The organism is Dietzia sp. NCCP-2495, assembly GCF_026011735.1.
Classification (GTDB): Bacteria; Actinomycetota; Actinomycetes; order Mycobacteriales; family Mycobacteriaceae; genus Dietzia.
In genome coordinates, this window is sequence record NZ_BRVN01000022.1 from 1 (window position 1) to 26,348 (window position 26,348).

The following is a 26,348-nucleotide window of genomic DNA, read 5'->3' on the forward strand; positions in this document are numbered from 1 at the left end:
TCCTACCGCGCCAGCGAAAGGATCCCAAGGTGGCGTGAGCTACGAAAGGACCGTCAGCGAAAGCTCGCCGGTCTGGGGTGACGAGATCACAATCACCAATAAGGTCACCCGTGGAAGCAACTTGTGGCAGGTCTACTGGATCGAAGACGTCAAGCCGGACTGCCTCGAGTACATTCCCGGCTCTACCACGTGGTCGGTCAGCGGCAAAACGTACACAGAGGCTTCAAATCCGGGCGAGGTTTTCGTTTCGCCAGGGTCTACGAAGATTGATCCACCCCTTGCCAACTCGTGGGCGCCGCCCATCACTTTCTCCGCGGGATACCGCGTCACGTGCGCAGCCGGGCCGCTCCCTACTGGTGGACCCAAGTGGAACACCACGAACGCAATCAGTGGCGCGGCAGACTTTTCCAGCAACGGGCCAACGATCGATGTCCGGCGCATGGGCACCTCGGTCTGGTTGGCGCAGCCCGTCAACCCGGAGGTCAATCAACAGGTCACCTTGAGGGCCACCACCAACAACGTGCCGGATGGCGGGGTCGTCACCTTCAACGTCGACGGTGCGCCTGTGGGGAACGGCCCGGTCAGTAATGGTCAGGCGACGCTCGAGTGGGCTCCGACCACCGCCGGGACAAAGCAGGTCACGGCAACCTTCGGTGAGACCCCCACTCACGGTGGATCGACATCCCATAACCGCACTGTCGTCGTGTCGCCCACCAACGTCGATTCCTCGTTAGCCATCGCCACCTCAGGAGACCTGAAGGTGGGACTCAGCACTAGGATCACAGCGACGGTCTCCCCGGCGGGTGCCGGTGGCGAGGTTGAGTTCTTCCATGACGGGGTCTCCATCGGACCCGCCCCCGTGGGTGCGGACGGCACGGCCTCGATTGACTGGATCCCGTCTGTCGCAGGTGAGCGAACGATCGATGCCAAGTTCTCGGGACGCACCGGTGTGAACCCCTCGAACGCTGGGCTCGCTGTCACTGTTGCCGAGAAGGCGCCCGAAGCCCAGAGCACCACCACGACACTGGCAGACATCCAGTCTGTCGAGGTGGGCCAGGAGACCACGCTCAAGGCAACGGTCACTGCGGGACAGGCCGGTGGAACCGTCACCTTCTACGACGGCAACACTCTGATTGGCACCGCGCCTGTCCAGTCGGACGGCACGGCGACCTTGACATGGGCCCCGACAACCGACGGGGATCACACCGTTCGCGCGGTGTTCTCCGGTCACGGTGTCTACCTGGCCTCGCAGGACACCGAGTCGGTCTTCATCGCCCCGAAGGTTGTCAACCCTGACCCGGATCCGGACCCTGATCCAACAGATACGGATAGCGGAAGCCTCGGATCGCTGACCGGCTCCGGTGGCGGCGATAACGCCAGCGGCTCGCTCGGCTCGCTGAGCAGCTTCGGCAGCTAACGCATCACCCCTCGGGCGGCGGAGCGGATATCGCTCCGCCGCCCGTTCGCACCACGGCCGCTTCGGCCGCATCGTTACTCATGCCCGGGGGGAAGGGGCACTCATGAAGAACAGGTTGAAAAGGCCGCTCGCGCTATTGGGAACGCTGGCGATGGCGGCGGCGTTCCTGGTCACCGGGGCCAGCGGCGCGGTGTCGGCAGGGCCAGTGTCGGCCACCGCAGAAACTTCCAGTGGCTGGGGCAGTAATATGCGGGTCGCTCGAACAGTCAGTGAAGGCACCGTCACATACGGGGACACCGTGACAGTGTCCACGCGGTTAGAGCGAATTGGCGGATTGAATGGGAACCTCATCAATTGGATGCGTGATTTCACTCCCCAATGTCTCGAGCTAGTCGATCCTGCGACTAACGCTGATGCTGTGACGTGGACGCCGTCCAACGGAACGACTTACACGAATGGCAGCCGTTCGAGCGAAGTGTCCGTCTCGGCTACACAGGTGCAGGTTGATCCACCGGGACCCGCCAGTCATGAGCCACCGATCACCATGACTGCTCGGTATATCGTCACCTGCGATGCCGGTCCGGTTCCCTCGGGCGGATTCCAGTTCAGCGGTACTGTGCGCGATGGAAACTTCCCGACCATGGGCCCCACCATCACCGTCCAGCGGAAGGGCGTGACCACCACCCTCGCCGAGCCAGGGTCAGTGGTGATCGGCCAGCCCACCACTTTGAACGCCACCACCGACGCGCCGGATGGCACCATTGTCAGCTTCCTAGTTGGTGAAGACGTCGTGGCGACCGCCACCGCGCAGGGCGGAGTCGCGAACGCCACCTGGACAGCGGCCGCCCCCGGTTCGTACGCGATCACGGCGCGCACCGGCCAGAGCCCGACCCACAGTGAATCGGCCTCCGCGACGGTGACCGCCCAGGTCACGCAGTCCATTTCGAGCGTCAACCTCGAGGTGGGCACCCCGCGGCACGTGGGCACGACCATCCCGCTCACCGCCACCACCACCGGCATCCCCGACGGTCAGTCGATCGACTTCCGCGTGGGTGGCACGAGCATCGGCACCGCAGACGTGGTCGGTGGAACCGCGATCTTCACCGGGTGGACCCCAACCGAGGAACGCGACTACTCCGTCGAGGCTCACTACGCGGGCTCGACCAACATCGCCTCCTCAGCGTCTGTGCCTCAGACCATCACCGTCAGCCAGCCGGTCCAGGAGACCACCACGACCCTTGCCGTGGACCCGGACCCCGCACCTGGCACCGAGTCGACCCTCACCGCGACCGTCACGGACGGGCACGACGGCGACGACGTCGAATTCTTCAACCACGGGCAGCCCCTCGGGACCGCGCAACTCCAGGACGGGAAGGCCAGCTTCACCTGGAAGCCGACCAACCAGCAGGCCGCGCAGTCGTACAGTCTCACCGCCACCTACCGCGGTTCGACGGGCTACGCGGACTCCACCTCGAACGCTGTCACCGGAACAGTCGGACTGATTCAGACCACAGTCTCCGACGTTGACGTTGTCGCGAGCGCGGAGGTGGGGCAGCGAGTGGATCTCCAAGCAACCGTCACCGGAGGTACTCCCGGCGAGTTCGTCGAGTTCCGCAACGGTGACACCGTGCTCGCCAGGACCACGCTGTCCGCCAACGGCAACGCCCTCGTGGGGTGGACCCCCACCGCTACCGGTGAGTACCACGTGACCGCCCACTACGAGGGGACGAGCACCACCACACAGTCGCAGTCGCCGCAGGCCACCACCGTCACCGTGGGGCGCAAGGCCTCGTCGATCGAGCTCACCGGCCCCACCAGCAGTTCGGTGGGGAGCAGCGAGACGCTGACGGCCCAGACGATCGGGATCGCCGACGGCCAGACGATCACCTTCGAGATCCAGGGCGAGCAGTCGCGCCCCGCGCAGGTCGCCGCTGGTAAGGCCAGCATCGACTGGACCCCGACCGCGACCGGCAGCCACACCATCCGCGCCGTGTACGCCGGCTCGGAGACTGTCGCCGGGGCGGAGTCGGACGAGCTCGTCGTCGTCGTCGACGCCCGACAGACCACCACCTCCACCGTGACCGCTTCCGCCGATCCGAAGACCGGCGCGCCGGTCACCCTGACCGCCACCGTCACCGGCGGCGTCGAGGGCGTGGACGTCCAGTTCCGCAACGGTGACCAGGTGCTGTGCACCGGGCAAGTGGGCGCCGACGGCACCGCGAGCTGCGCGTGGACCCCGGAGGAGATCGGCGACGTGGCCGTGACCGCGCACTACGCCGGCACTGACACCACCTCCGCCTCCGATTCCGCCACCCCCACCACGGTGAGCGTCGGGCAGGGCGTCGTGGCCGCACCGAGCGGACTGACGATCAGCCCCGCCGCGCCCACCGCCGCCGACACCCTCACCGTCAGCGGCACGGCCCCCGCGGGATCCGAGGTAACCGTCTTCCTGTTCACCAACAACAGCGAGTGCACGGCGACCGCCGACGCCTCAGGCGCGTTCCAGTGCGAGCTCGGCACACTGCCGGCGGGCCAGCACGAGCTCAACGCATACGCGCTCCTCAACAACGTGCAGTCGGGGACTGCGACGCTCCCGGTGAGCGTCAGCACCATCAGCACGTCCATCGAGCTGACCGGGCCGGGCTCCGTCCAGCCCGGGGAAACCGCCGACCTCAGCCTCACCACCACCGGCATCGCCGACGGCGAGAGCGTGGACATCCTGGTCAACGGGAAGAAGAAGGGCACCGCCACCGTCACCGGGGGCGAGGCCACCTACCAGTGGCTCGCCGAGGCCACCGGCACGTTCACGATCACCGCGAGCTACGCAGGGAACACCTCGACCGAAGCTGCCGATTCAGCCCCGCTGACCATCACCGTCGACGAGACCGCCACGCAGACCTCCGGCGTCGCCGCGCCCGGCAGCGTGACGATCGGCCAGACCGTGCCGCTCCAGGCCACAGTCACCCGCGGCACTCCCGGCGTGGACGTCCAGTTCCGCAATGGCACCGACGTGCTGTGCACCGGGCAGGTTGGCGCCGACGGCACGGTGTCCTGCAACTGGATTCCGGCCGCCGCCGGGGCCGTCGCGGTCCGCGCCCACTACATGGGCGACGCCACGACCAGCGCCTCGCAGTCGGCGAAGGTGACCAGCGTGACCGTCGGCAAGACCGCGTCGACGGTCGCGCTCGAGGCCACCGACTCGGTCGTGGTGGGCGGCGCGATCACCTTCACCGTCACCACCACCGGCATCGCCAACGGTCAGACCGTCGACATCGTGGTGGGCGGCAACGTGGTCGCGTCCCCGACGGTGACCGGCGACACGGCCACCGCCACGTGGACCGCCCCCGCGACCGCGGGCACGCTGACCGCCACCGCGAAGTACGGCGGCAACGACGCTGTGGCCGGCTCCGAGTCGACGCCGGTGAGCATCGACGTGGGCGTCGCGCAGACGCAGACGTCCGCCGTCACCGCTTCGGCAGACGCGACTGCCGGGGAGCCGGTGCGCCTATCGGCCACCGTCACCGGCGGCGTCACGGGCGTGGACGTCCAGTTCCGAGGCGGCACCGACGCGCTGTGCACCGGTCAGGTCGCCGCCAACGGCACAGTGGAGTGCGACTGGATCCCGGCCGCGGCCGGCGACGTATCCGTGACCGCGCACTACGTGGGTGACGGCACTACGGGCGCCTCGCAGTCGACGACCGCGACCGCCGTAACTGTCGCGGAGGCCCCCGACACCGAGGCCCCGGCCACGCCCGCGGGTGTGACCGTGTCGCCGCAGCCGGTGAAGGTGGGCGAGCAGGTCACCGTGTCCGGCACGGCGGAGGCCGGGTCGACCGTGACGGTGACCGTGGGTGGCGATGAGGTGTGCTCGGTCACTGCGACGGGCGGGACGTTCACGTGCTCGTTCGACGCAACCGAGGATATGGACGGTAAGCCGGTCGCGGTCACCGCGACCGACGGCGCCGGCAACACCTCCGAGGCCGCCGACGGCGGGTCGCTGCAGCTCGAGGCCGAGGTCGTGGACCCGGTTGCTCCGACCGTGACCCTGACGCCGGCGCAGCCGGTGGCCGGGCAGCCGGTCGCCCTCGCTCTGACGGGTGAGCCGGGCGTCGAGGTGGTCGTGTCCGCCGGGGCGGACGAGGTCTGCCGCGTCACTCTGGACCAGGACGGCACGGGCTCCTGCGAGTGGACCCCGGCCGCGGAGGGCCAGGTGACCCTGACGGTCACGGCCGGGGACCAGACGGTCACCAAGATCGTCACCGTCACGGAGGCGCCTGACACCGAGGCGCCGGCCGCGCCCACGGGAGTGACCGTGTCGCCGCAGCCGGTGACGGTGGGCGAGCAGGTCACGGTGTCGGGATCGGCGGAGGCCGGGTCGACCGTCACTGTGACGGTGGGTGGCGACGAGGTCTGCTCGGTCACCGCGACGGGCGGAACGTTTACGTGCTCGTTCGACGCGACCGAGGCAATGGACGGCAAGACGGTCGAGGTGACTGCGACCGATGCCGCCGACAATACCTCCGGGGCCGCCGACGGAGGGTCGCTGCAGGTCGAGGCCCCGGTGGTCGATCCCACCGAGCCGACCATCACGGTCACCCCGGCCCAGCCTGTGGCCGGCGAAAAGGTCGAGATCACGGTCACCGGCGACGCCGGGGAGCAGGTCGTGATCACCGACGGTGACACGGAGATCTGCCGCGTCACTCTGGGCGACGAGGGCACGGCCACCTGCGAGTGGACTCCCGCCGCCGCGGGCCAGGTGACCCTCACGGTCTCCGCTGGGGACATGACGGTGGAGAAGACCGTCACCGTCCGCGAGGACGACGACGATGACGACGACACCGGCTCGCTCGACATGGGTTCGCTCGGCGGACTCTTCGGCGGGGCCGGCGGGAGCGGCTCGTCCGGCTCACTCGGATCGCTGAGCTCGCTCGGCAGCTGACGCACGAGTGCCTCACCAAGGGCCCGCCTTCTCCACCAGAGGAGGCGGGCCCTCGGCGGCGTCGTCGTCGTGGTCTTTTCCCCTCCCGCGGTGACCCCGCGACCCCGGTCCGGCTGGCGCGGCGCGGCGGCCGGCCGACCTCGGCACCACACTAGACCAGGAACACGTTCTACCCTGGACGCATGACCCGCACCCTCACCGGCACCACAGGCACCCCCACCGCGCGCGACCTCACCCTCGAGCAGATCCTCGAGCGGCAACAGCAGGCGTTCCTCGCCGACCCGCAGCCCGGCGCCAAGATCCGGCGCGACCGCATCCTGCGCCTCAAGCGGCTCGTCCTGGACAACGCCGCCGAGCTCACCGAGGCCATGCGCGAGGACTACGGCTCCCGCCCCGAGACGTTCTCGCTGCTCACCGACGTGGCCTCCTCCATTCCCGACCTCGACACCCAGCGCGCCAACGTCAAGAAGTGGATGAAGCCCACCCGGCCCTCCCGCCTGCTGGACGCCGTGGGCTTCACCCAGCAGGTGCGGCACGACCCCAAGGGCGTGGTGGGGATCGTCGGGCCGTGGAACTTCCCGTTGTACCTGACGATCGTCCCCGCAGGGTCCGCGCTCGGCGCCGGCAACCGCGTCATGCTGCGGCCGTCGTCGGTCACCGCCCACACCACCGAGGTGCTCGCCCGGCGCGCGCCCGACTACTTCTCTGTGGACGAACTCGCGATCATCGGCCCCGAGCACGGACGCGGCGCCGACTTCTCCCGGCTGCCGTTCGACCACCTGTTCTTCACCGGCTCGCCCGAGGTGGGCAAGTCCGTCGCCGCCGACGCAGCCGCCAACCTCACCCCCGTCACCCTGGAACTCGGCGGGAAGAACCCCGTGGTGGTGGACTCGAGCGCCGACCTCGAGCGGGCGGCCCGCAGCGTCGCCTCCTCTCGCATGGTCAACGGCGGCCAGGTGTGCATGTGCCCCGACTACGTGTTTGTGCCCCAGGACCAGATGGACCGGTTCTGCGAGATCGTGCTGGACCAGTGGCGCACGGCCAACCCCGCGATCGCCGGCAACCCCGAGTACACCGCCGTGATCAACACCAAGAACTACGAGCGGATCGTCGGCCTGATCGACGACGCCGTGGCCAAGGGTGCCGAGAAGCGCGACGCCGCGCCCGCGGGGGAGCGGCTGCCCGACGCCGTCACCCGCAAGATCGCGCCCACCCTGCTCACCGGCGTCACCTCCGACATGGAGATCGACTCCGACGAGGTCTTTGGCCCCGTGCTCACCGTCTTTGGCTACCGCAGCATCGACGAGGCGATCCGCTATATAGGCGACCGGCCCAGCCCGCTGGTCCTGTACTGGTACGGCGACAAGAACGACCGGTTCGAGCACCTGGCCGACCGCACCCGCTCCGGCAACATCTACGGCAACGACTTCGGCATCGGCATGGTCTCCTCTGCCGTGCCGTTCGGCGGCGTCGGTAACTCCGGCATGGGCGGCTACCACGGACGCTACGGCTTTTCGACCTTCACCCACGAGCGGGCCGTGGCCATGCACTCGTTCGCCACCAACATCTCCGAGTTCGTCGCCGCGCCGTACCCGCCGGACAAGAAGCGGCACGCGTCGATCTACTTCAACGCGATGAAGTGGCGGACGAAGCTGAAGCTCTGAGGGTGGTGGCGGCTGTCCGTAAGGAGAGCGGGAAACCATCTCGGGGAGCGGCTGTCCTTATGCGCCGCGGCAGCGCGGGCAGCTCACAATCGACCGACCAAGGGCCACAGAACGAGTGACTCCTGTGGACTTCCTGAGCGGAACTTCCTATCATCCGGGGCATGGGAGCTAAGCAGCGGGTAAGCGGAGCGGTTCGAGCGCTCGGGGTCATGTCCCTGATGGGTCTCGTTGCCGCCGCCACCACAGACACCACGCGAACCGTCGACACGACGCAGGTGAGTGGAGATCCTCATCTGGTGGCCTGGCTGGACACCGCATGCCTGGAGTACTCGCAGGACGCGGGCGAGAGCTGGGGTGGTACTTCGGAAATCTCGTGGAGGTCCATCAGGCCGGTCCCAGGCAGTGAATCGCTCCATGCCGAGTTCCTGGTGCGCAACGGCTGCGAGCAGCCCGCCACCCTGCAGGCCTACGCGGGCGCCTGGAACGTCACTGACGGTGCCTCGGCCACTTGGCGTGTGGAACTGGGCGAGGACCCGGGCGAGATGGCCACCCTCACGGGCCCGTCGACTCCGGAGGACTACGGGGTCCTGCTCAATGAGGTCCCGGCACCGACCGGTAAGGAGATCCCCGTCAAGCTGCTGCTCGGGATCCCGTGGGAGGAGACGCAGCAGGGGGTGTCCATCAGGCCGGGCTGGTCGTTGCGTCTCGAGGAGGCGGCCACCGCGCCCGAGGCGCCGACCGTCTCCGCTGTGGACCCGGAGGCCCCCACGACCGGTGACGTGGTCACCATCAGCGGGTTGGCCGAAGCCGGCTCGACTGTCGAGGTGACCGTCGACGGGGAGATCCGCTGCACCACCACCGCGACCGAAGAGGGCACGTTCTCCTGCGAGGTGGGGGAGATGGCCGGTGGGACGCACAGCGTTTCCGCCACCGCCACCAACGACCAGGGCACCTCCGAGCCCGCCGCGGAGGTGGAGGTGACGGTGGAAGACGCCGGCACCGGCTGGGGCTCGCTGGACGACCTGCTCGACTGGGGCCCGCTCGGCAGCCTCACCGGCAGCCTCACCGGTGACTCCGGGAGCTCGGGTAGCTCGGGCGACGGCGGATCCGGCAGCGCGGATGGGGCCGAATTCGGCAGCGCGGATGGGGCCGAATTCGGCAGCGCCACGGGCAGCATGTCCGAGAGCAGCCTCGGCGAGACCGGCTCGACGTCCTTCATCGAGGGCGCGATCGGCGGCGGCACCGTCATCTCCGGGCCCGCGCCCGCACCGGGGGCCTGATCGGTCGGCCTACGCTGTGGCTCCGGTTCCGGCTCCGATCGGGTCGGGGCAGGGCCTGTACTCCGCTCAGCCGGCCGGCGGCCCCGAGGTTAGGCGGCCTGTCGGTCACCGATGTGCCGCATAGGGTCGGCGGGGTTGACCGAGACAGTGCACAAGTCGAGCACTTGTGCAGCGATGCTCGGAGGGAGCGGCTGCGGGCAGGAGGGGCGGGTTATTCGCCTCGGAACTCGGGGGTGCGCTTCTCCGCGAACGCGCGCGGGCCCTCCTTGGCGTCCGCGGAGGCGAAGACCTTGCCGCCCACCTCGGCGTCGACCTTGAACGCCTCCTCCTCGTGCATGCCCTCGGTGCGGCGGATCGTCTCGATCATCCCCTGCACCGCGAGCGGGCCGTTGGCGGCGATCGACTCGGCGAGCTCGAGCGCCTTGTCCAGCGCGGAGCCGTCGTCCACCACGTGGCCGATCAGCCCGAAGCGCTCGGCCTCCTCGGCGGTCAGGTGGCGGCCCGTCATGAGGACCTCCATCGCGACGGTGTACGGGATCTGGCGGACGAGTCGCACGGCCGAGCCGCCCAGCGGGTAGAGGCCCCAGCGCGCCTCGGAGACGCCGAACTTGGCGGAACGTCCGGCGACGCGGATGTCGGTGCCCTGCAGGATCTCGGTGCCGCCCGCGATGGCCGGGCCCTCGACCGCGGCGATGAGCGGCTTGCTCAACCGACGGCCCTTGAGCAGCGCCGGGAGCTTGGTGAGGTCCCATCCGCCGCCGGCGAACTTGTCTCCGGGAGCGTCCTTGTTCATCGCCTTGAGGTCCGCGCCGGCACAGAAGTATCCGCCGGCACCGGTGAGGATGCACGCCCGGATCTCGGGATCCGAGTCCACCAGATCCCAGGCCTCCTCCATCCCGCGCATCATCGGACCCGACAGCGCGTTGCGTGCCTCGGGCCGGTTCATGGTGACGATCAGGACGTGGCCGCGGCGCTCGGCGAGCAGGTGCTGGTCCTCGGGCGTGACGTCGGCGGTCATCGTGCCTCCTGAATAGCTGAGTGTGTCGACAGTTCGATGTAACCCACCCCACAGGACGGGAACACGTTCTAGTTTAGGGGTATGGCTTACACCATTGGGGATCTTGTCGAGCACAGTGTCGATCGCGTGCCGGACCGCGAGGTCCTGGTCCAGGGTGATCGGGTCCTGACATTCCGCGAACTGGAGGAGCGCGCCAACCGCCTCGCCCACCACCTCCGATCGGTCGGCGTGGGCCCCGAGGGGAAGGTCGCGGTCTACAGCCGCAACACGATCGAAGCCGTCGAGGCGATGGTCGCGATCTTCAAGATCCGCGCTGTCATGATCAACGTCAACTTCCGCTACGTCGCGCCCGAACTCGAGTATCTGCTGAACAACTCGGACAGCGTTGTCGTCGTCGTCGAACGGCGCTACACCGACACCCTCGCCGAGGCCCTCCCACAGGCCCCGGCCGTCACCCACGTCGTGGTGATCGAGGACGGTACCGACGGGCCCGACCCGCAGGTCCCCGCCGGCGTCACCGTCTCCCACTACGAGGACGCCCTGGCCGCGCAGTCGCCGGAGCGCGACTTCGAACCGCGCTCGAACGACGACACCTACATGCTCTACACCGGCGGCACCACGGGCGCGCCCAAGGGCGTCGTCTGGCGGCAGGAGGACGTGTTCATGGTCCTCGGCGGCGGCATCGACTACATGACCGGAGAGAAGGTCGCCAGCGAATGGGAGCTGGCAGATAAGGCCGTCGACGGCGGCGTGCTGGTCCGCTGCGCCCTGCCGCCCCTGATCCACGGCGGCGCCCAGTGGGCCATCTTCATGGCCCTGTTCGCCGGCCACACCAGCGTCATCGTCCCCGAGTTCGACCCCGCCGAAGTGTGGCAGCTGGTCACCGACCGGGGGATCAACCTCATGTTCATCACCGGCGACGCCATGGCCCGCCCCATGATCGAGGCCTGGGACCCGGAGAAGTACGACGCCTCGAGCCTGCTCTACATGGGCTCGTCGGCGGCGCTCCTGTCGCCGTCGGTCAAGGACCAGTTCAACGACGCCTTCCCGAACCTCCTGCTCTCGGATGCGATCGGCTCCTCCGAGACCGGCTTCTCCGGCTTGGCGCCGGCCGAGAAGGGCAAGAACCACACCGGTGGCCCGCGCGTGACCATCGACTCGCAGACCACCGTGCTCGACGATGACGGCAACGAGGTCGCCCCCGGATCCGGGACCATCGGCAAGGTGGCACGGTCCGGGCACATCCCGCTGGGCTACTACAAGGACGAGGCCAAGACCGCCGAGACCTTCCGCACCTACAACGGCACGCGGTACGCGATCCCCGGCGACGACGCGCGCGTGGAAGAAGACGGCACCGTCACCATGCTCGGCCGCGGCTCGGTGTCCATCAACACGGGCGGCGAGAAGGTGCACCCCGAGGAGGTGGAGGCCGCGCTCAAGACGCACCCCGATGTGTTCGATGCCCTGGTGATCGGCGTGCCGCACGAGCGGATGGGGCAGCAGGTGGCCGCGGTGATCCAGACCCGCGACGGCACGTGCCCGCCGATCGCCGAGGTGGGGGAGTACGTCCGCCGGGAGGTCGCCGGCTACAAGGTGCCGCGCGCCCTATGGGTGGAACCCGCCGTCAAACGCAATCCCGCGGGCAAGCCCGACTACCGCTGGGCCGCGGAAATCGCCGCGTCCCGTCCCGCCGACGACAGCCAGGAGATCCCCTCGTGAACATCCGCACCGATCTGGCCGAGGAGTTCGGAATCCAGTACCCGATCTTCGCGTTCACCCCGTCCAAGGCGGTCGCCGCCGCCGTGACCCGCGCCGGGGGCATGGGCGTGCTGGGCGCCGTCCGGTACAACGACCCCGCCGAGCTCGACGAGGTCCTGGACTGGATGGACGCCAACACCGACGGCAAGCCGTACGGCGTCGACGTGGTGATGCCCAACAAGGTGCCCACCGAGGGCAGCTCCGTGGACCTGGGCGCCATGATCCCCGACGAGCACCGCGGATTCGTCAACCGAGTCCTCGACGACCTAGGCGTACCGCCTCTCGGCGACGACGACGACGAGAACGCCGGCGTCCTGGGCTGGCTGCACTCTGTGGCGCAGTCGCACGTCGACGTGGCGCTGCGACACCGGCCCGTCTTGATTGCCAACGCGCTGGGCTCCCCGCCGGTCGAGGTGATCTCCCAGGCTCACGACGCGGGGCTCAAGGTGGCCGCGCTGGCCGGCAGCACCAAACACGCGCTCGCCCACGCCGAGAACGGGGTGGACATCGTGATCGCCCAGGGTGGCGAGGCCGGCGGTCACACCGGCGAGGTGGCGACCATGGTGCTCGTGCCCGAGATCCTCCGTGCGCTCGACGGCCGGGCACCCGTGCTCGCCGCCGGCGGGATCGGCGACGGCACGCAGGTTGCGGCCGTGGTCGGCATGGGCGCGCAGGGCGCCTGGATGGGCTCGCGCTGGCTCACCGCCGCCGAGTACGCCGACGACGGTGGCTCGCAGGCCATGCAAAAGGCACTGCTCGCCGCGACCAGCCGGGACACCGTTCGCAGCCGTATCTACTCCGGCAAGCCGGCCCGGCTGCTCAAGAGCAAGTGGACCGACGCCTGGGCCGCCGATGACGCTCCGGAGCCCCTGCCCATGCCGCTGCAGAACCTGCTGGTCGCCGAGGCGCACCAGCGGATCTCCGCGGCCCAGGATCCGGAGGTCGTGGCCATGCCGGCCGGGCAGATCATCGGCTCGCTCGACGGGATCGTGCCGGTCGCCGACACGATGGCGCAGATCGTGGCCGAGTACTCCGCCGCCGTCGAGCGCCTGCGCGCCTCACTCGCCTGACCAGCTCGTTTCTGGAATCCGCGTCACCACCCCGCCGCCCTGCAAATCCGCTACTCCGCCTGTTGATTCGCTACCCCTTTACGGGTAGCGGATCTGCGGAGGGAGTAGCGGATTTCGGTGTTGTTGCGGGCTCGGCGGGGAGCGCGGGGCTCAGCTGCCGAGGACGAACAGCAGCATCGCCGCCCAGTGGCAGGCGAAGGCCACCACTGTGCACGTGTGGAACACCTCGTGGAAGCCGTACACGCCCGGCACCGGGTCGGGCCGCTTGAGGCCGTAAACCACCGCGCCGCCCGTGTAGGCGAGTCCGCCGGCCAGCACCAGTCCCACCGCGACTGGGTCCACTTCGATGAGGTCGCCGGCGAACCAGACCGCGGTCCAGCCCAGGACGATGTACAGCACCACGTACAGCCAGCGCGGGGCCGAGAGCCAGAACAGTCTGAACGCGATCCCCAGTAGTGCGCCGGTCCACACCACGGCCAGCAGGATCGTGCTGGCCGGCGGCTCGAGAGCGGCCACGGTCATGGGCGTATACGTCCCGGCGATGAGCAGGAAGATGTTCGAGTGGTCCATCCGTCGCAGCAGCGCCGCGGCCCGCGGGGACCAGGTGCCCCGGTGATACAGCGCCGAGATGCCGAACAGCAGCGACGAGGTCGCGAGGAACACCGCACACGCCACCGTCAGCGCGGTGCCCTCCGACAGCGCGGTGAGCAGGACTCCGAGCACGATCGCCACGGGCAGAGTGCCGAGATGGATCCAGCCTCGCAGCAGTGGCTTCTCCGGGACCACGGTCACGCTGAAGTCGTTGTCGGGGTCGAGCGTGTCTGCGTCAGCCGGAGGGGTCACACTCCGAACCTACCCCGTGGCGACGGCGGCTCCGGGGCTCGAAATAGTGTTGTTGGGCATAGTGTTGTTGGGCACTGCGGTGGGGGCTCTGACCACGTGAGACCGCCCCGGCTAGCCCCGCCGCCGATGCGTCCCGTCTACCGCGGCACGAACCTCTCCGCCCCGTGTCCGCGCACCCAGATCCGGTCGCCGGCGGGCTCGGTGCCGAGCGAGGTGAGATCCCGCGCCCGGAACTTGAAGCTCGCGGTCCGAGGCAGCGCCGAGGTGATCCGCAGCAGCGAGGGCCACTGCTTGGGGCCGAGGTCAGCCTGGCCGGCGAGGAATTCGCCAAAGCCCTCGGCGAACCAGCAGGCCACCGTCTCGTCCGCGTCACCGCGGAGGACCACGGCGGCCGCCACGGCGTCACCGATCGCGCCGTAGCCTGTCCCCGAGCCTGTCCCGGAGCCAGCGCTAGAGCCCGAGCCCGAGCCCGGCCCGCGCACCGCGGCCGCCGGCACGGCGTACACGCCCACGTCGGCCACATCGGGATGACGCCGGATCACGCGCTCGATCGGTGCTGCCGCCAGATTCTCCCCATCGACCCGCATCCATCCGCCGGAGCGGCCGGCGAAGTAGACGAAGTCGTCGTCGTCGACATACGCCAGGTCGCCGGAGTGGAAACGTCCCCCGCGCATCCTCTCGGCGTCGGCGGCCGGGTCGTTCCAGTAGCCGGCGAACATCCCGGGCCCGTCGGCGACCATCTCGCCCACGGCCTCGTCGGGATTGACCAACGCACCGTCTGCGTCGAACCGTGCGCGCGGGCACTCGACCCCCGAGTCCACATCGACGATCCGTACGCCGGCCGGCAGCGGTCCGAGCGCGACGTCAGGGGTGTCGGGCGTACGCGAGACGGAGAGGCCGCCCTCGCTGGAGCCGAAACCGTCCACCACGCGCACGTCGAAGCGGCGGGTGAACTCGGCGCGCACGTCGGCGGGCGCCTCGTTGCCGTAGACGACGCGCATCGGGTTGTCGGCGTCGTCGGCGCGCTCGGCGGTGGCGAGGATGTAGGACAGGGGAGCGCCCACGTAGTTGGCGAACGTGCAGCCGTAGCGCCGCACGTCGTCCAGCCAGCCCGACGCGCTGAAGCGGCGACGCTGGGCGATCGAGCACTGCGCGAACAGCGCGATCGGCCAGGCCACCATCACGGCGTTGGAGTGGAAGAGCGGCATCGCGCTGTACACGCAGTCTTCGTGGCCCATCCCGAACCGCTCGGCAAGCATCCGGCCGGGCACCGAGATCTTGGACTGGGTGATGCGCACGGCCTTGGGGTCGCCGCTGGTGCCGGAGGTGAACACGAGCGCCACCAGGTCGTCGGCGTCGGTGGGCACGGCCGCGGGGTCGGGCAGGGTGGCGCCGGAGTGGCGAGCCAGCAGCTTCGACCACCCCGGCGAGTCCACCGAGATCACCGGGATGCCCACGTCGGGATCGTCGAGAAGTGCCTCGTTGTCCGCGTCCGTGAGGACCAGCGCGCAGTCCGCGAGCCGCGCGTCGCGCACCAGGGCCTCGCCGCGCCGCGTGGGGTTGAGTCCGGCCACGACGAGCTCCGAGCACGCCGCCGCGCCGAGCAGGTGAAGGTACTCCGGGGTGCCGGACATGAGGAGACCGATGTGGGGGTGGGCGGGGGCGTCGCGCGCGGCGTCCGGGGCCGACGACGCCGACCCCGACGACGCCGACCCCGACGACGCCGAGCCCGACGACGACGACACGTCCGCCCGCGAGCTCATCAGTTCCCGGATTGCCGCGATCCGGACGGCGCTCTCCCGGGCCGCCTGCGACCAGGGCGTGAACTGCCCGTCGGCCCAGATCCCGCGGTCGTCGATGTCGGACAGGGCGTGCAGAGCGTCGGCGACCGAGCGGAACGGCTCGGCGGCGACATCGGCGATCGTCCGCACGGCGGCGCTCATGCCGAGTACTCCCACGGGTCTCCTTCGGAGGCCAGTACGTCGCCCAGGTCGAGCAACTGCCGGGTGGCGCCGCCGAGTCGGAACTCATTCGCCTTGGCGGCGAGGAAGTAGCGGTGCGCGGGCTCGGAGCGGTCCAGGCCCACGCCGCCGTGGATGTGGACGGCCGAGTGGGCGAGGCGGTGGCCGGCGTCGCAGGCCCAGAAATGAGCGGAGGCGACGGAGTCGCGGGCGGTGGCGGTGATCTCGGCGGGGCCGGTGTCGCCGTTCTCGACGGATCCACTACGGGCGTCGAGCTCGTAGGCGGCGCGCAGCGTGGACAGGCGCACGGCGTCCACGTCAATCATCCCGTCGGCCAGCCGGGCCGCGACGGCCTGGAACGAGCCGATGGGCCGGCCGAACTGATGGCGCGTGGTGGCGTAGGTGGCGGTGCGCTCGAGCGCGGACTCGACCACGCCCCACTGGTGGGCCGCCAGGTGCACGCGGCGACGCAGGGCGTCGAATTCCAGCGCGGAGGCGTGGGCGGGGATCACGGAGTTCCCTGCCGAGTGCTCGGTCGGGCGCGGAGTGTCGTCGGCCGGCCGGTCTGCCAGAGGCATGTACGTCGGTAGGCCGCTGACCATCCCGGCGCACGAGAAGTCCACGGGCACGGTCCGCTCGATGGCGACGGTGTCCTTCTCGCGCGCCCGGGCGACATCAGAGAACCACAGCATCGGCAGATCCGGCATCGGTAGCGGTGCGACGATCAGGTCTGCGACCGGCGCCCAGTCGACCTCCATCGCGGGGGCGATCGGACCGTCGCCGACGGCGGCGATCTCCCGCCCCTCGGCGACATCGGTCGCGCGGTCCGTCAGCCCGGCGGCGGCCAGCAGATGCGAGGCCCGGATCGCGGGCGAGAGCGGGACGGGGGCCAGCACGCGGCCCAGCTCCCGCATCACGAGCGCCTCGCCCACCACGCCGAGTCCGGCGCCGCCGCACGACCCGGGCGCGAGCGCCGCCGGCACCCCGGCCTCGACGAGCGCGTCCCACAGTGGGGCGTGGAAGCGGGCGGTGTCGCGGTCGGTGCCGCCGGACTCGGTGCCGGGGCCGAAGCGGGCGTCGAGCTCGCGCAGGGACTCGTCGGTCACCAGCTTCTCGCCCATCTCGCGGACGAGTCCGGTCAGTTCCGTGATGGTGTCGTCAACGGAGAAATCCATGTCAGCGGTCCTTCTGCGCGGTGGTGGCGGACGCGGTGGTGGCGGACGCGGTCGGGCTGGCGGCTGCGGGCGCGGGCGCCATGCGGGGGGCCGGCGGCAGGCCGAGGCCGGCCGCGGCGATGATGTCACGCTGCACCTCGTTGGTGCCGCCGCCGAAGGTGAGGATGAGCGCCGAGCGGTGCAGCCTCTCGATACGACCGTGCAGCGCGGCGGTGGGGGAGTGCGAGCGCTGGTAGCCCGACGAGCCCAGCACCTCCATAAGCAGGCGGTACGCCTCGCATGCGGTCTCGGTGCCGTAGACCTTCGTCGCGGAGGCGGCGATGCGGGTGGGGGCGGCGGTGTCCGCGGAGACGATCTCCCAGTTGCGCAGCGCCAGGTACTCGGCCATGGCGTGCACGCGCGCGAGGTGGGTGCGGACCCATTCGTTCTCGATCACCATGCCGTCGCCGGGCAGGCCGACCTCGGCGGAATGGGTGGCCCGCGCCCAGGCGAGTACCTGTCGCAGCGAGGCCTGAAGTGGCCCGGCGGAGGTGAGGGCGACGCGCTCGTGGTTGAGCTGGTTGGTCATGAGCGGCCAGCCGCCGTGTTCGGGGCCCACGAGGTTGGTCGCGGGGACCACCACGTCCTGGTAGTAGGTCGCGCTCGTATCGGGGCCGGCCATGGTGTGCACCGGCGTCCACGAGAACCCCTCGGCGGTGGTGGGGACGACGATCATCGAGATGCCCTTGTGTCGCTTGGCGTCCGGGTCGGTGCGGGCGGCCAGCCAGATCCAGTCGGCGTAGGCGACCAGCGAGGTCCACATCTTCTGGCCATTGATCCGGTAGACGTCCTGGCCGGAGTGCTCGCCGGTGCCGGCCTCGCGGACCGCGCGGGTCCGCAGAGAGGCGAGATCGGTGCCGGAGTCGGGCTCGGAGTAACCGATGCCGAAGTGCAGTTCACCGCGGCTGATGCGCGGCAGGAAGTAGGCCTTCTGCTCCTCGGAGCCGAACGCCATGATCGTCGGCGCGACGGAGTTGATGGTGAGGAAGGGGACCGGGACGCCGGCGATCGCGGCCTCGTCGGTGAAGATGAGCTGCTCGATCATCGGCCGGTTCCGGCCGCCGAACTCCTCGGGCCAGCCCAGGGTCAGCCAGCCGTCGCGGCCCATCTCCGCGACAATCTCGCGGTAGGCGTTGCCGTGCCCGTACTCGCCGGTGGTCGAGGTGAACGCCTCGCGTCGCTCGGGGGTCATCAGCGCGGAGAAGTACTCGCGCAACTCGCCGCGCAGACGCTGCTGATCTGGGGTGTAGGTGATGTCCATGGAGCCCCTTGGTTCGTCGTCGAAATTGGAACAAGTTCCAGTTGCGTAGATCACGCTAACACTGCGGGGTGCGGGATGGCGGCGCTCGGCGCGAGTGCGGGCCGACCGGTCGCGGTGCCTTACACTCGTGCTCGAGTAGGAACACGTTCTAGTGTCCCGTCTCACATAGAATCGTCCCAGCCCCGGGGGGCACCGTGCCCGCTGGACTGACTAAGGAGAACTGGTATGCGGATTGAAGTGGATCCCGACCGCTGCGAGGGGCAGGCCGTGTGCGTGGGCCTCGCGCCCAAGGTCTTCGAGTTGAACGACGACGACGAGGTTGTTCGCGTCATCGTGGACGAGGTGCCGGAGGAGCTCCAGAAGCGGGCCCTCAAGGCTGTGGAGAAATGTCCCATGGCGGCGCTCAAGGCCGTCGAGTAACTGTGGAGGAGAAGCGCGGAATGCTCGATCAGGATCTGTCCCTCGACGGCCGGGTGGCCGTGGTCACCGGCTCCGGCTCGGGCCTGGGGGCCTCGGAAGCTGTTGAACTGGCCCGGTCGGGCGCGGCCGCAGTCGTGATCAACGACATCCGGGCCTCCGAGGCCACGGATGCGGTGATCGCGGACATCGAGGCGGCGGGTGCACGGGCAGAGCTGGTCGTGGGGGACGTCTCGGAGCGCGAGACCGCGGACGCGATGATGGCCGCCGCTCTGAAACTGGGCGGTGTCCATGTCGTCGTCAACAACGCGGGTATCACCCGCGACAAGATGCTGTTCAACATGTCCGACGACGACTTCGACGCGGTGGTCAAGGTTCATCTGCGCGGTCACTTCCTGCTCACCCGCAATGCCGCGGCCCACTGGCGAGCAGAGGACAAGAAGCGCACCGAGGGTAGTGCGCCGGTCTACGGCCGCCTCATCAACACCTCGTCCGAGGCGGGGCTCTTCGGCCCTCCCGGGCAGGCCAACTACGGCGCCGCGAAGGCCGGCATCACCGCGCTCACGCTGTCCGCGGCGCGCGTGCTCGAGCGCATCGGCTGCACCGCCAATGTCATCGCCCCGCGCGGGCGGACCGGGATGACCGAGGCGGTCTTCGCGGAGTGGGATGACTCGAAGGGTCCGGATCCGCTCTCGCCGGATCGCGTCGCGGACCTCGTGTCCTATCTCGCGTCGCCTGCGTCGGCCGGCGTCTCGGGGCAGCTGTTTGTGGTATACGGCGGCATGGTGGCGCTCGTCGAGGCGCCGGTCGTCGAGAAGCGGTTCGACGCGCCGGGGGGCGTCTGGGACCGTCGCGAGTTCGCCGATGCGGTGTCGGGGCACTGGTCAGGCCGTGCAGAGGGCAAGTCGTTCTCAGCCGCGGAGATCATGAAACTCTGACCGCAACCGGTGGCCCCCGGCGCGAACCTGTGAGTTCGCGCCGGGGAGCGCGGTGACGGGTGGGGCGCGTGTTAGATTCCCTCCAGATTCCGGGAGGGCCCACCTCGGGGGTGCCGAGGAAGACCTTGCGAATTGGAACACGTTCTCGTTAATGTGTTACCGCGATCACACAGGGTGGACCCCGGACGTGAGGGGATCACGTGTGATCCGGGGGATAAAAGGTAGGAGGGGGGCGTCATGGCGAGTGTTCTCGACAAGCCACTCAAGGGAGTCGGCGACTTCTTCGCGATGACGTTGGACACCTTCATCTCATTCCCCTCGATCGTCCGCCAGGGACGCGAGTTCGTCGACCAGTCATGGTTCATCGCCCGCGTGTCGATGATGGCCACGATCCTCGTGGCCATCCCGTTCACCGTCCTGGTGAGCTTCACGCTCAACATCCTGCTGCGGGAGATCGGCGCAGCCGACCTCTCGGGTGCCGGCGCGGCACTGGGCGCGGTCACGCAGGTGGGGCCGATGGTCACCGTGCTCATCGTCGCCGGGGCCGGCGCCACCGCCATCTGCGCGGACCTGGGCGCTCGTACCATCCGTGAGGAGATCGACGCGATGGAGGTGCTGGGAATCGACCCGGTCAAGCGTCTCGTCGTTCCGCGGGTGGCCGCCTCGACGTTCGTCGCCCTGCTGCTCAACGGCCTGGTGTGCACCATCGGCATCCTCGGCGGTTTCCTGTTCTCCGTCCTCCTCCAGGGGGTCAACCCCGGTGCGTTCGTCAACGGCATCACGCTGTTGACGGGTCTGGGCGAGCTCGTCCTGGCGCAGATCAAGGCCGGGGTGTTCGGAATGTTGGCCGGCCTCGTCGCCTGCTATAAGGGCCTCTACGTCCGTGGCGGACCGAAGGAGGTCGGAAACGCGGTGAATGAGACCGTCGTCTTCGCCTTCATGGCGCTGTTCGTGGTCAATACCGTCATCACCGCCGTCGGCGTCAAGGTTCTGGGAGCGTGACATGGCGGTGATAGAGACCACGCGGTTCCCGCGCCTGTCGCGTGCTCGCCATCGGGCGATCGGCGGGTTCGACAACTTCGGCGATCACGCCCTGTTCTTCTGGCGCGCGCTGGCGGCCACGCCCCGCGCGCTGACCCAGTACCCCAAGGAGACGCTGCGGCTCATCGCCGAGATCGCCATGGGAACCGGTGCGCTCGCGATGATCGGCGGCACGGTCGTGATCGTCGCCTTCCTCACCCTGGCCACAGGCGGCGTCATCGCCGTGCAGGGCTTCTCCTCGCTGACGGATGTCGGCGTGGAGGCGCTCACCGGCTTCTTCGCCGCGTTCATCAACGTCCGTATCGCCGCGCCGGTGATCGCGGGCATCGGGCTGGCGGCCACCATCGGCGCGGGCGCCACCGCCCAGCTGGGCGCCATGCGAGTCTCCGAGGAGATCGACGCGCTCGAGGTCATGGCCATCGATTCGGTGACCTACCTGGTCTCGACGCGCATCCTGGCCGGGATGATCGCGGTGATCCCGCTGTACTCGCTCGCCGTCATCGCCTCGTTCCTGGCGAGCCGCTTCGCGACGGTCGAGATCTACGGCCAGTCCGGCGGCGTCTACGACCACTACTTCTCGACGTTCCTCATTCCGACGGACATCCTCTGGTCGTTCGTCCAGGCCATCGCCATGGCCATCACGATCATGCTCATCCACACCTACCACGGGTACAACGCGGCGGGCGGCCCCGCCGGCGTCGGCGCGGCCGTGGGCAACGCGGTGCGCACGTCGCTCATCGCCGTGGTGACGGTAACCCTTCTCGTCTCGCTCGCGATCTACGGCGGAGACGGCAACTTCAACCTGTCGGGATAGGAGAGACGATATGGCGAGGACGGTGAGCCAGAGCGACACGGTGCCCAAGCGCATCGCGGGCGCGGGCCTGACGTTGTTCATCGTCGTGGTGGTCGCGCTGTCCCTCCTGATGTTCGTGCGGGCCTTCGACAATCGCGTGCCCATCACGGTGCGCAGCGACCGCGCGGGGCTGGTCATGGAAGAGGACGCCAAGGTCCGCTCACGCGGTGTGGAGATCGGCAACGTCACCCGGATCATCCAGGAGTTCGACGGTGCGACCCTCGAGCTCGAGGTGGACCCCGCCGCGCTCGAGGCGATCCCGGCGAACTCTCCCGTCTCAATCGGCTCTAACACCATCTTCGGGGCCAAGTCCGTCGACTTCCGCGCCCCCGCCAACCCGGGCCCTGCCACCCTTGAGCCCGGCGCCGTGGTTCAGGCCACCAATGTCACCACCGAGGTCAACACCCTGTTCCAGGATCTGTCGGATCTGCTCCTGGCGATCGAGCCGGAGAAGCTCAACGCGACGCTCGGCGCGATCTCCGGAGCCGTCGACGGGCGAGGCGAACAGATCGGCCGGACGATCACGGACCTCAACGCGTATCTGGAAGAGATCAATCCGCAGATCGAGACGCTCCAGCGCGACCTGGCCAAGGGCTCGCGGGTGGCGAACCTCTACGCGGACGTCACTCCGGATGTCATGCGAATTCTCGACTCCGGCACCGACGTCGGCGCCAACATCGTCAACAACCAGGCTCGCTTCGAGCAGTTGCTCGCCTCCGCGATCGGCACCGGCGAGACCGGTAAGCGGCTGCTGAGCGAGAACGGCGACCAGCTGGTCAAGGCACTGTCCGATCTGCGCGCTTCGACCAGTCTGCTGGGCGAGTACTCGCCCATACTCACCTGCCTGATCGTCGGCCTCAACCAAGGCGTCGAGGGCGCCGGGCAGGCGTTCGGTGCGTCCAACCAACCGGGCCTGACATTCAGGGCAGGCTTCCAGCAGGGCGCACGAGCCTACGAGTATCCCAAGGACCTGCCCAAGGTCAACGCCAGTACCGGCCCGAACTGCTACGGCCTGCCCTTCCCCGACCCGAGCGTCCACGCGCCGTTCGTCGTCACCGACACCGGCTCCAACCCCGTGGAGGGAATGCCCGACGTGTTTACCTCGCGACCCGGCCCGCTTTTCGGCCCGCTTCCGTCGACCGAGCCCGGAAGGCCCGCGCCGCCCACACTGCTGCAGGTCATGCTCGGCATGGACGGAGGGAACCCGTGAGCGCCGGGCGCGCGGCAGCGCGCGCGGGCCGGGTTACCGCGGTCAAGCTCGGGATCTTCACCACTGTGATGGCCCTGGTGCTGGCCGGGCTCGTCGTGGTGTTCAGCGAGTACCGCTCCGGCGACTTCGAGCGATATAACGCCCACTTCACCGACGTCTCAGGGCTCGAGTCCGGCGACAAGGTGCGTATCGCCGGCGTCGAGGTCGGCCAGGTCGGGAAGGTCGAGCTGGCCGAGGAGAACACCGCCCGCGTCCGCTTCACGGTCGCCGGAAACCAGAGCGTCCACCAGAGCACCGAGGCCGTGGTGCGGTACGAGAACCTGACCGGCGACCGCTACCTCGAGCTCAAGCGCGGAGAGGGGAGCCAGGCTCCGCTCGAGCCAGGCGGCACCCTGCCCCTCTCGCAGACCGCGCCCGCGCTTGACCTGGACGCGCTCCTCGGCGGATTCCGACCGCTGTTCAAGGCGCTTGACCCCGGGCAGGTCAACCAGCTGTCCGAGTCGATCGTCAAGGTGTTTCAGGGTGAGTCCGGCACCATTCAGGACCTGCTCGCCTCGACGTCGTCGCTCACTCAGTCCCTCGCCGACCGCGACCAGTTGATCGGCGACGTGATCACGAACCTCAACTCCGTTCTCACCACGGTGGCCGACAACAACGAGAACGTCGACTCGATCGTCGACGACCTGCAGCAGCTCGTCTCCGGACTGGCCGCCAACTCGGAGCCCCTGGCGGAGTCGGTCAGCCGACTCAACGACACGAGCGCCAACATGACAACGCTGCTGGCCGACGTGCGGCCCTCCCTCAAGGAGGACATCGCCCAGATCGATCGCGTGGCGACTCTGATCAATGACGACGAGGAGTTCGTCGAGAACGTCATCAATCGCCTGCCGTCCGACTTCGAGAAGATGGGCCGGCTCGGCGTCTACGGCAGTTTCTTCCAGTTCTATCTCTGTGGCGTCATAGTTCGGATCACCAACCCGGCCACCGGCAATGACCTCTTTCTTCCGCAGTATGAGCAGACGACGGGACGGTGTGCGTTCCCCGATGAGTAAGAAGAACAGTGACGGCGCGCCCCCCAAGGCGCCCCGCGGACAACTCCGGTTCCGGGACCGCGACCCGAAGGTCATCGGCGTGTGGGGCGCGGTCGGCGTGGTCGCCCTCATGGCCGTCTCGCTGAACTACGACCGCATCCCGTACATCAACGGCATGCACGGTGGCACCGTCTACGTGGCGGACGCAGCCGGGCTCAAGGCCGGCGACGAAGTGCAGGTGGCCGGTATGCGCGTCGGATCGGTCCGGAAGCTCGACCTCGACGGTGACCAGGTCAGGGTCAAGTTCGACATCGATACCGACGTCGACCTCGGCGCGGACAGCTCGGCGCAGATCAAGACGGACTCGATCCTCGGCCGGCGTGCACTGGGGATCTACTCCGACGGTCGCGGCGAGCTCGAGGACCGGACGATCCCGATTGACCGGACCTCCGTGCCGTACTCGCTGACCTCCGCCCTCGGCGATCTCAGCGACACCGTCGAGGCCATGGATACCGACTCGGTGCAGGACGCCCTCGACGTGTTGGCGGAGACCATGGAGGACTCCTCGCCCGAGGTGCGTGGCGCGATCGACGGCATCACACGACTGTCCCGTTCACTCAACGAGCGGGACGAGGCCGTCCGCGAGCTGCTGGACAAAGCGGCCGGGACCACCGACGTGCTGGGTCAGCGCAGCGACCAGATCAACCAGCTCATGGTCGACGGCAACATCTTGTTCACCCAGCTCGACATGCGTAAGCGCGCGTTGAGCGAGCTCATCGTGAACATCGACGAGCTCGCCCGTCAGCTGTCGGGGCTGGTGCAGGACAACGAGGCTCAGATCGGCCCGGCGCTCGACAAGCTCGAGCAGGTGTCTGATCTGCTGATCCGTAACAAGGACGACATCGACCTCGGACTGCGGCGGATCGTTCCGTTCTCCACTGCACTCAGTGAGGCAGTCGCCTCCGGCCCGTGGTTCAACGCCTATGTGGTCAATCTTTCCCAGGGCCAGTACCAGCAGACGATCCTGCGTGACCTCATGCCGCTCATCGATGACCGGGTCCAGCCCGAGCCCGGGCTGGTCAGAGAACCAACCCTGCCCGGCACCCCGGGCCTGACCCTGATGGACGAGTTCCCCGGCTGGGGCGAGAAGAGGTTGCCGCGATGAACCGATTCCTGCCGGGCACCGCCGCGAAGGTGGTCGCCCTGATCGCCGTGGTGGCCCTGATCGCGGGAGCCGTTTGGATCTTCTCCGGTCGGACCAAGACGATCACCGCGTTCTTCCCGTCGACGCAGGGCGTCTACGAGGACGACACCGTCCGTGTGCTCGGCGTCGAGGTCGGCCGCATCACCGACATCGCTACGGAGGACGGGATGTCCAAGGTCACCATGAAGGTCGCCCACGACGTCCCTGTGCCGGAGGACGCCAACGCCCTGCTCGTGGCCCAGTCGCTCGTCGCCGAGCGGTTCATCCAACTCACCCCGGCCTACACCGGCGGCGAGGAGATGCCGGACGGCGGCACCATCCCCGTCGAGCGCACGGCGGTCCCGGTCGAGTGGGACGGCGTCAAGGAGCAGCTCATGAAGCTGTCCACCGCGCTGAGCCCCGCCGAGGGTGAAGAGACCGGCCCGCTCGGCGACTTCGTCGACTCAGCCGACGCGATGTTCGAGGGCAACGGCGCCGACATCCGCGACGCGCTCAATGAGGTCTCACACACCATGTCGATCCTGTCCGACGGTCGCGAGAACCTCTTCACCACGCTGAAGAACCTCCAGCTGTTCGTCACCGCGCTGTCCCAGAGCGAGGAGCAGATCGTCTCCTTCGGCGGCAAGCTCGCCAGCGTCTCGCAGGTGCTGGGGGACCAAACCGAGGATATCGATGCCGCCCTGCGCGACCTTGATCTCGCGGTGATGGACATCAACCGCTTCCTCGAGAGCAACGGGGATCGGCTCTCCGTGGGCGTCGACAAGCTCGGCCGCGCCACTGAGGTGATCCGCGACCGCCGAGCCGATCTCGAGGGCATCCTCCACGTCGGCCCCACCGCCATGGCGAACTTCTACAACATCTACCGCCCGTATCAGGGCACACTCAACGGTGTACTGGCGATGAACCAGATGGCCAATCCGACCAACTTCATCTGCGGCGCCATCGCCGGCCTGGCCAACAACACCGCGGAGTCCGACGCGGAGCTGTGCGCCCAATACATGGGGCCACTGTTCAACTCGCTGACCTCGAACTACCCGTACGGTGTGGTCGCCCCGCCGATCACACCGACCGCCGAGCCGGACCAGATCTGGGACCTACAGAAGCCGGGCACACAGACGGCGCCGGGCGTCCAGCCCGTCTCGGACCGCCCTGACCCGCTGGTCAACGTGGTCAACAAGGGCGACAACCTCACCGACACCCTGCTCGTGACGGGAGGCGCATGATGAGCG

Annotated in this window: 19 protein-coding genes; 14 read left to right on the forward strand and 5 right to left on the reverse strand. The window is 68.8% G+C overall.

The genetic code is table 11. From position 1 onward, the window contains the following. The 4 genes from OPF83_RS14535 to OPF83_RS14550 all read left to right on the forward strand — a co-directional run. A partial coding sequence (locus OPF83_RS14535) for an Ig-like domain-containing protein (RefSeq protein WP_264888277.1) occupies positions 1-1,417 on the forward strand: 1,417 nt, incomplete at its 5' end. A 640-nt stretch (positions 1,418-2,057) separates the two neighbouring features. Next, entirely contained in the window at positions 2,058-6,356 is a 4,299-nt protein-coding gene (locus tag OPF83_RS14540) for an Ig-like domain repeat protein (protein ID WP_264888279.1), read from the forward strand. Between the two features lie 182 nt (positions 6,357-6,538). After that, a complete protein-coding gene (locus OPF83_RS14545) occupies positions 6,539-8,020 on the forward strand; it encodes an aldehyde dehydrogenase family protein (RefSeq protein ID WP_264888280.1) in 1,482 nt (493 codons plus the stop codon). A 161-nt stretch (positions 8,021-8,181) separates the two neighbouring features. After that, complete coding sequence (locus OPF83_RS14550) at positions 8,182-9,300, forward strand: Ig-like domain-containing protein (protein WP_264888281.1); 1,119 nt, start codon at positions 8,182-8,184, stop codon at positions 9,298-9,300. Between the two features lie 211 nt (positions 9,301-9,511). Here the strand turns inward: OPF83_RS14550 and OPF83_RS14555 are convergent, their stop codons facing one another. Further along, the gene (locus OPF83_RS14555; protein ID WP_264888282.1) at positions 9,512-10,318 is read right to left on the reverse strand and encodes a crotonase/enoyl-CoA hydratase family protein; all 807 of its coding nucleotides are present in this window, start codon (positions 10,316-10,318) and stop codon (positions 9,512-9,514) included. Positions 10,319-10,399: 81 nt separating this feature from the next. Here OPF83_RS14555 and OPF83_RS14560 point away from each other — a divergent pair, with 81 nt between their 5' ends. Both OPF83_RS14560 and OPF83_RS14565 read left to right on the forward strand, forming a co-directional pair. Continuing rightward, the gene (locus OPF83_RS14560) at positions 10,400-12,037 is read left to right on the forward strand and encodes an acyl-CoA synthetase (protein WP_264888283.1); all 1,638 of its coding nucleotides are present in this window, start codon (positions 10,400-10,402) and stop codon (positions 12,035-12,037) included. 2 nt (positions 12,038-12,039) lie between these two features. Next, positions 12,040-13,146, forward strand: coding sequence for a nitronate monooxygenase family protein (locus OPF83_RS14565; protein WP_264888336.1), 1,107 nt, complete (start codon positions 12,040-12,042; stop codon positions 13,144-13,146). A 150-nt stretch (positions 13,147-13,296) separates the two neighbouring features. On the opposite strand, the gene OPF83_RS14570 is transcribed toward OPF83_RS14565, so the two are convergent. The 4 genes from OPF83_RS14570 to OPF83_RS14585 form a co-directional block, all read right to left on the reverse strand. Next, positions 13,297-13,989, reverse strand: coding sequence for a hemolysin III family protein (locus OPF83_RS14570; RefSeq protein ID WP_264888285.1), 693 nt, complete (start codon positions 13,987-13,989; stop codon positions 13,297-13,299). Between the two features lie 137 nt (positions 13,990-14,126). Next, positions 14,127-15,932, reverse strand: a complete 1,806-nt coding sequence (locus OPF83_RS14575; protein ID WP_264888286.1) for an AMP-binding protein — start codon at positions 15,930-15,932, stop codon at positions 14,127-14,129. Next, positions 15,929-17,125 carry an acyl-CoA dehydrogenase gene (locus tag OPF83_RS14580; RefSeq protein ID WP_264888288.1) on the reverse strand — a complete coding sequence of 399 codons (1,197 nt, stop codon included), beginning with the start codon at positions 17,123-17,125 and terminating at the stop codon, positions 15,929-15,931. The genes OPF83_RS14575 and OPF83_RS14580 overlap by 4 nt, the downstream gene beginning before the upstream one ends. Position 17,126: 1 nt before the next feature. Further along, complete coding sequence (locus OPF83_RS14585; protein WP_264888290.1) at positions 17,127-18,425, reverse strand: acyl-CoA dehydrogenase family protein; 1,299 nt, start codon at positions 18,423-18,425, stop codon at positions 17,127-17,129. Between the two features lie 225 nt (positions 18,426-18,650). On the opposite strand from OPF83_RS14585, the gene OPF83_RS14590 reads away from it, so the two are divergent. The 8 genes from OPF83_RS14590 (at position 18,651) to OPF83_RS14625 (ending at position 26,342) form a co-directional block, all read left to right on the forward strand. Continuing rightward, positions 18,651-18,845: a ferredoxin gene (locus OPF83_RS14590; protein WP_264888292.1), complete on the forward strand. Its 195-nt coding sequence runs from the start codon at positions 18,651-18,653 to the stop codon at positions 18,843-18,845. A gap of 20 nt (positions 18,846-18,865) precedes the next feature. Next, positions 18,866-19,780 (forward strand): 3-oxoacyl-ACP reductase, encoded by a 915-nt coding sequence (locus OPF83_RS14595; protein WP_264888294.1) that lies wholly within the window; start codon positions 18,866-18,868, stop codon positions 19,778-19,780. 237 nt (positions 19,781-20,017) lie between these two features. Beyond that, positions 20,018-20,782 carry an ABC transporter permease gene (locus OPF83_RS14600; RefSeq protein ID WP_264888295.1) on the forward strand — a complete coding sequence of 255 codons (765 nt, stop codon included), beginning with the start codon at positions 20,018-20,020 and terminating at the stop codon, positions 20,780-20,782. Between the two features lies 1 nt (position 20,783). After that, positions 20,784-21,635 (forward strand): ABC transporter permease, encoded by an 852-nt coding sequence (locus OPF83_RS14605; RefSeq protein WP_264888296.1) that lies wholly within the window; start codon positions 20,784-20,786, stop codon positions 21,633-21,635. A 10-nt stretch (positions 21,636-21,645) separates the two neighbouring features. Further along, complete coding sequence (locus OPF83_RS14610) at positions 21,646-22,884, forward strand: MCE family protein (RefSeq protein ID WP_264888298.1); 1,239 nt, start codon at positions 21,646-21,648, stop codon at positions 22,882-22,884. Continuing rightward, entirely contained in the window at positions 22,881-23,936 is a 1,056-nt protein-coding gene (locus OPF83_RS14615) for an MCE family protein (RefSeq protein ID WP_264888299.1), read from the forward strand. The genes OPF83_RS14610 and OPF83_RS14615 overlap by 4 nt, the downstream gene beginning before the upstream one ends. Continuing rightward, positions 23,929-25,080: an MCE family protein gene (locus tag OPF83_RS14620; protein ID WP_264888301.1), complete on the forward strand. Its 1,152-nt coding sequence runs from the start codon at positions 23,929-23,931 to the stop codon at positions 25,078-25,080. Before OPF83_RS14615 ends, OPF83_RS14620 begins: the two co-directional genes overlap by 8 nt. Further along, the gene (locus tag OPF83_RS14625) at positions 25,077-26,342 is read left to right on the forward strand and encodes an MCE family protein (protein WP_264888302.1); all 1,266 of its coding nucleotides are present in this window, start codon (positions 25,077-25,079) and stop codon (positions 26,340-26,342) included. The genes OPF83_RS14620 and OPF83_RS14625 overlap by 4 nt, the downstream gene beginning before the upstream one ends. Positions 26,343-26,348: the final 6 nt, after the last annotated feature.

Excerpts from the sequence above, each read along its gene's own strand:
- OPF83_RS14595 (WP_264888294.1), top strand. The coding sequence starts at position 18,866 with ATGCTCGATCAGGATCTGTCCCTCGACGGCCGGGTGGCCGTGGTCACC.
- OPF83_RS14555 (WP_264888282.1), bottom strand. The coding sequence starts at position 10,318 with ATGACCGCCGACGTCACGCCCGAGGACCAGCACCTGCTCGCCGAGCGC.
- OPF83_RS14625 (WP_264888302.1), top strand. The coding sequence starts at position 25,077 with ATGAACCGATTCCTGCCGGGCACCGCCGCGAAGGTGGTCGCCCTGATC.
- OPF83_RS14560 (WP_264888283.1), top strand. The coding sequence starts at position 10,400 with ATGGCTTACACCATTGGGGATCTTGTCGAGCACAGTGTCGATCGCGTG.
- OPF83_RS14620 (WP_264888301.1), top strand. The coding sequence starts at position 23,929 with ATGAGTAAGAAGAACAGTGACGGCGCGCCCCCCAAGGCGCCCCGCGGA.
- OPF83_RS14545 (WP_264888280.1), top strand. The coding sequence starts at position 6,539 with ATGACCCGCACCCTCACCGGCACCACAGGCACCCCCACCGCGCGCGAC.
- OPF83_RS14550 (WP_264888281.1), top strand. The coding sequence starts at position 8,182 with ATGGGAGCTAAGCAGCGGGTAAGCGGAGCGGTTCGAGCGCTCGGGGTC.
- OPF83_RS14585 (WP_264888290.1), bottom strand. The coding sequence starts at position 18,425 with ATGGACATCACCTACACCCCAGATCAGCAGCGTCTGCGCGGCGAGTTG.
- OPF83_RS14610 (WP_264888298.1), top strand. The coding sequence starts at position 21,646 with ATGGCGAGGACGGTGAGCCAGAGCGACACGGTGCCCAAGCGCATCGCG.
- OPF83_RS14600 (WP_264888295.1), top strand. The coding sequence starts at position 20,018 with ATGGCGAGTGTTCTCGACAAGCCACTCAAGGGAGTCGGCGACTTCTTC.
- OPF83_RS14605 (WP_264888296.1), top strand. The coding sequence starts at position 20,784 with ATGGCGGTGATAGAGACCACGCGGTTCCCGCGCCTGTCGCGTGCTCGC.
- OPF83_RS14590 (WP_264888292.1), top strand. The coding sequence starts at position 18,651 with ATGCGGATTGAAGTGGATCCCGACCGCTGCGAGGGGCAGGCCGTGTGC.
- OPF83_RS14575 (WP_264888286.1), bottom strand. The coding sequence starts at position 15,932 with ATGAGCGCCGCCGTGCGGACGATCGCCGATGTCGCCGCCGAGCCGTTC.
- OPF83_RS14540 (WP_264888279.1), top strand. The coding sequence starts at position 2,058 with ATGGGCCCCACCATCACCGTCCAGCGGAAGGGCGTGACCACCACCCTC.
- OPF83_RS14580 (WP_264888288.1), bottom strand. The coding sequence starts at position 17,125 with ATGGATTTCTCCGTTGACGACACCATCACGGAACTGACCGGACTCGTC.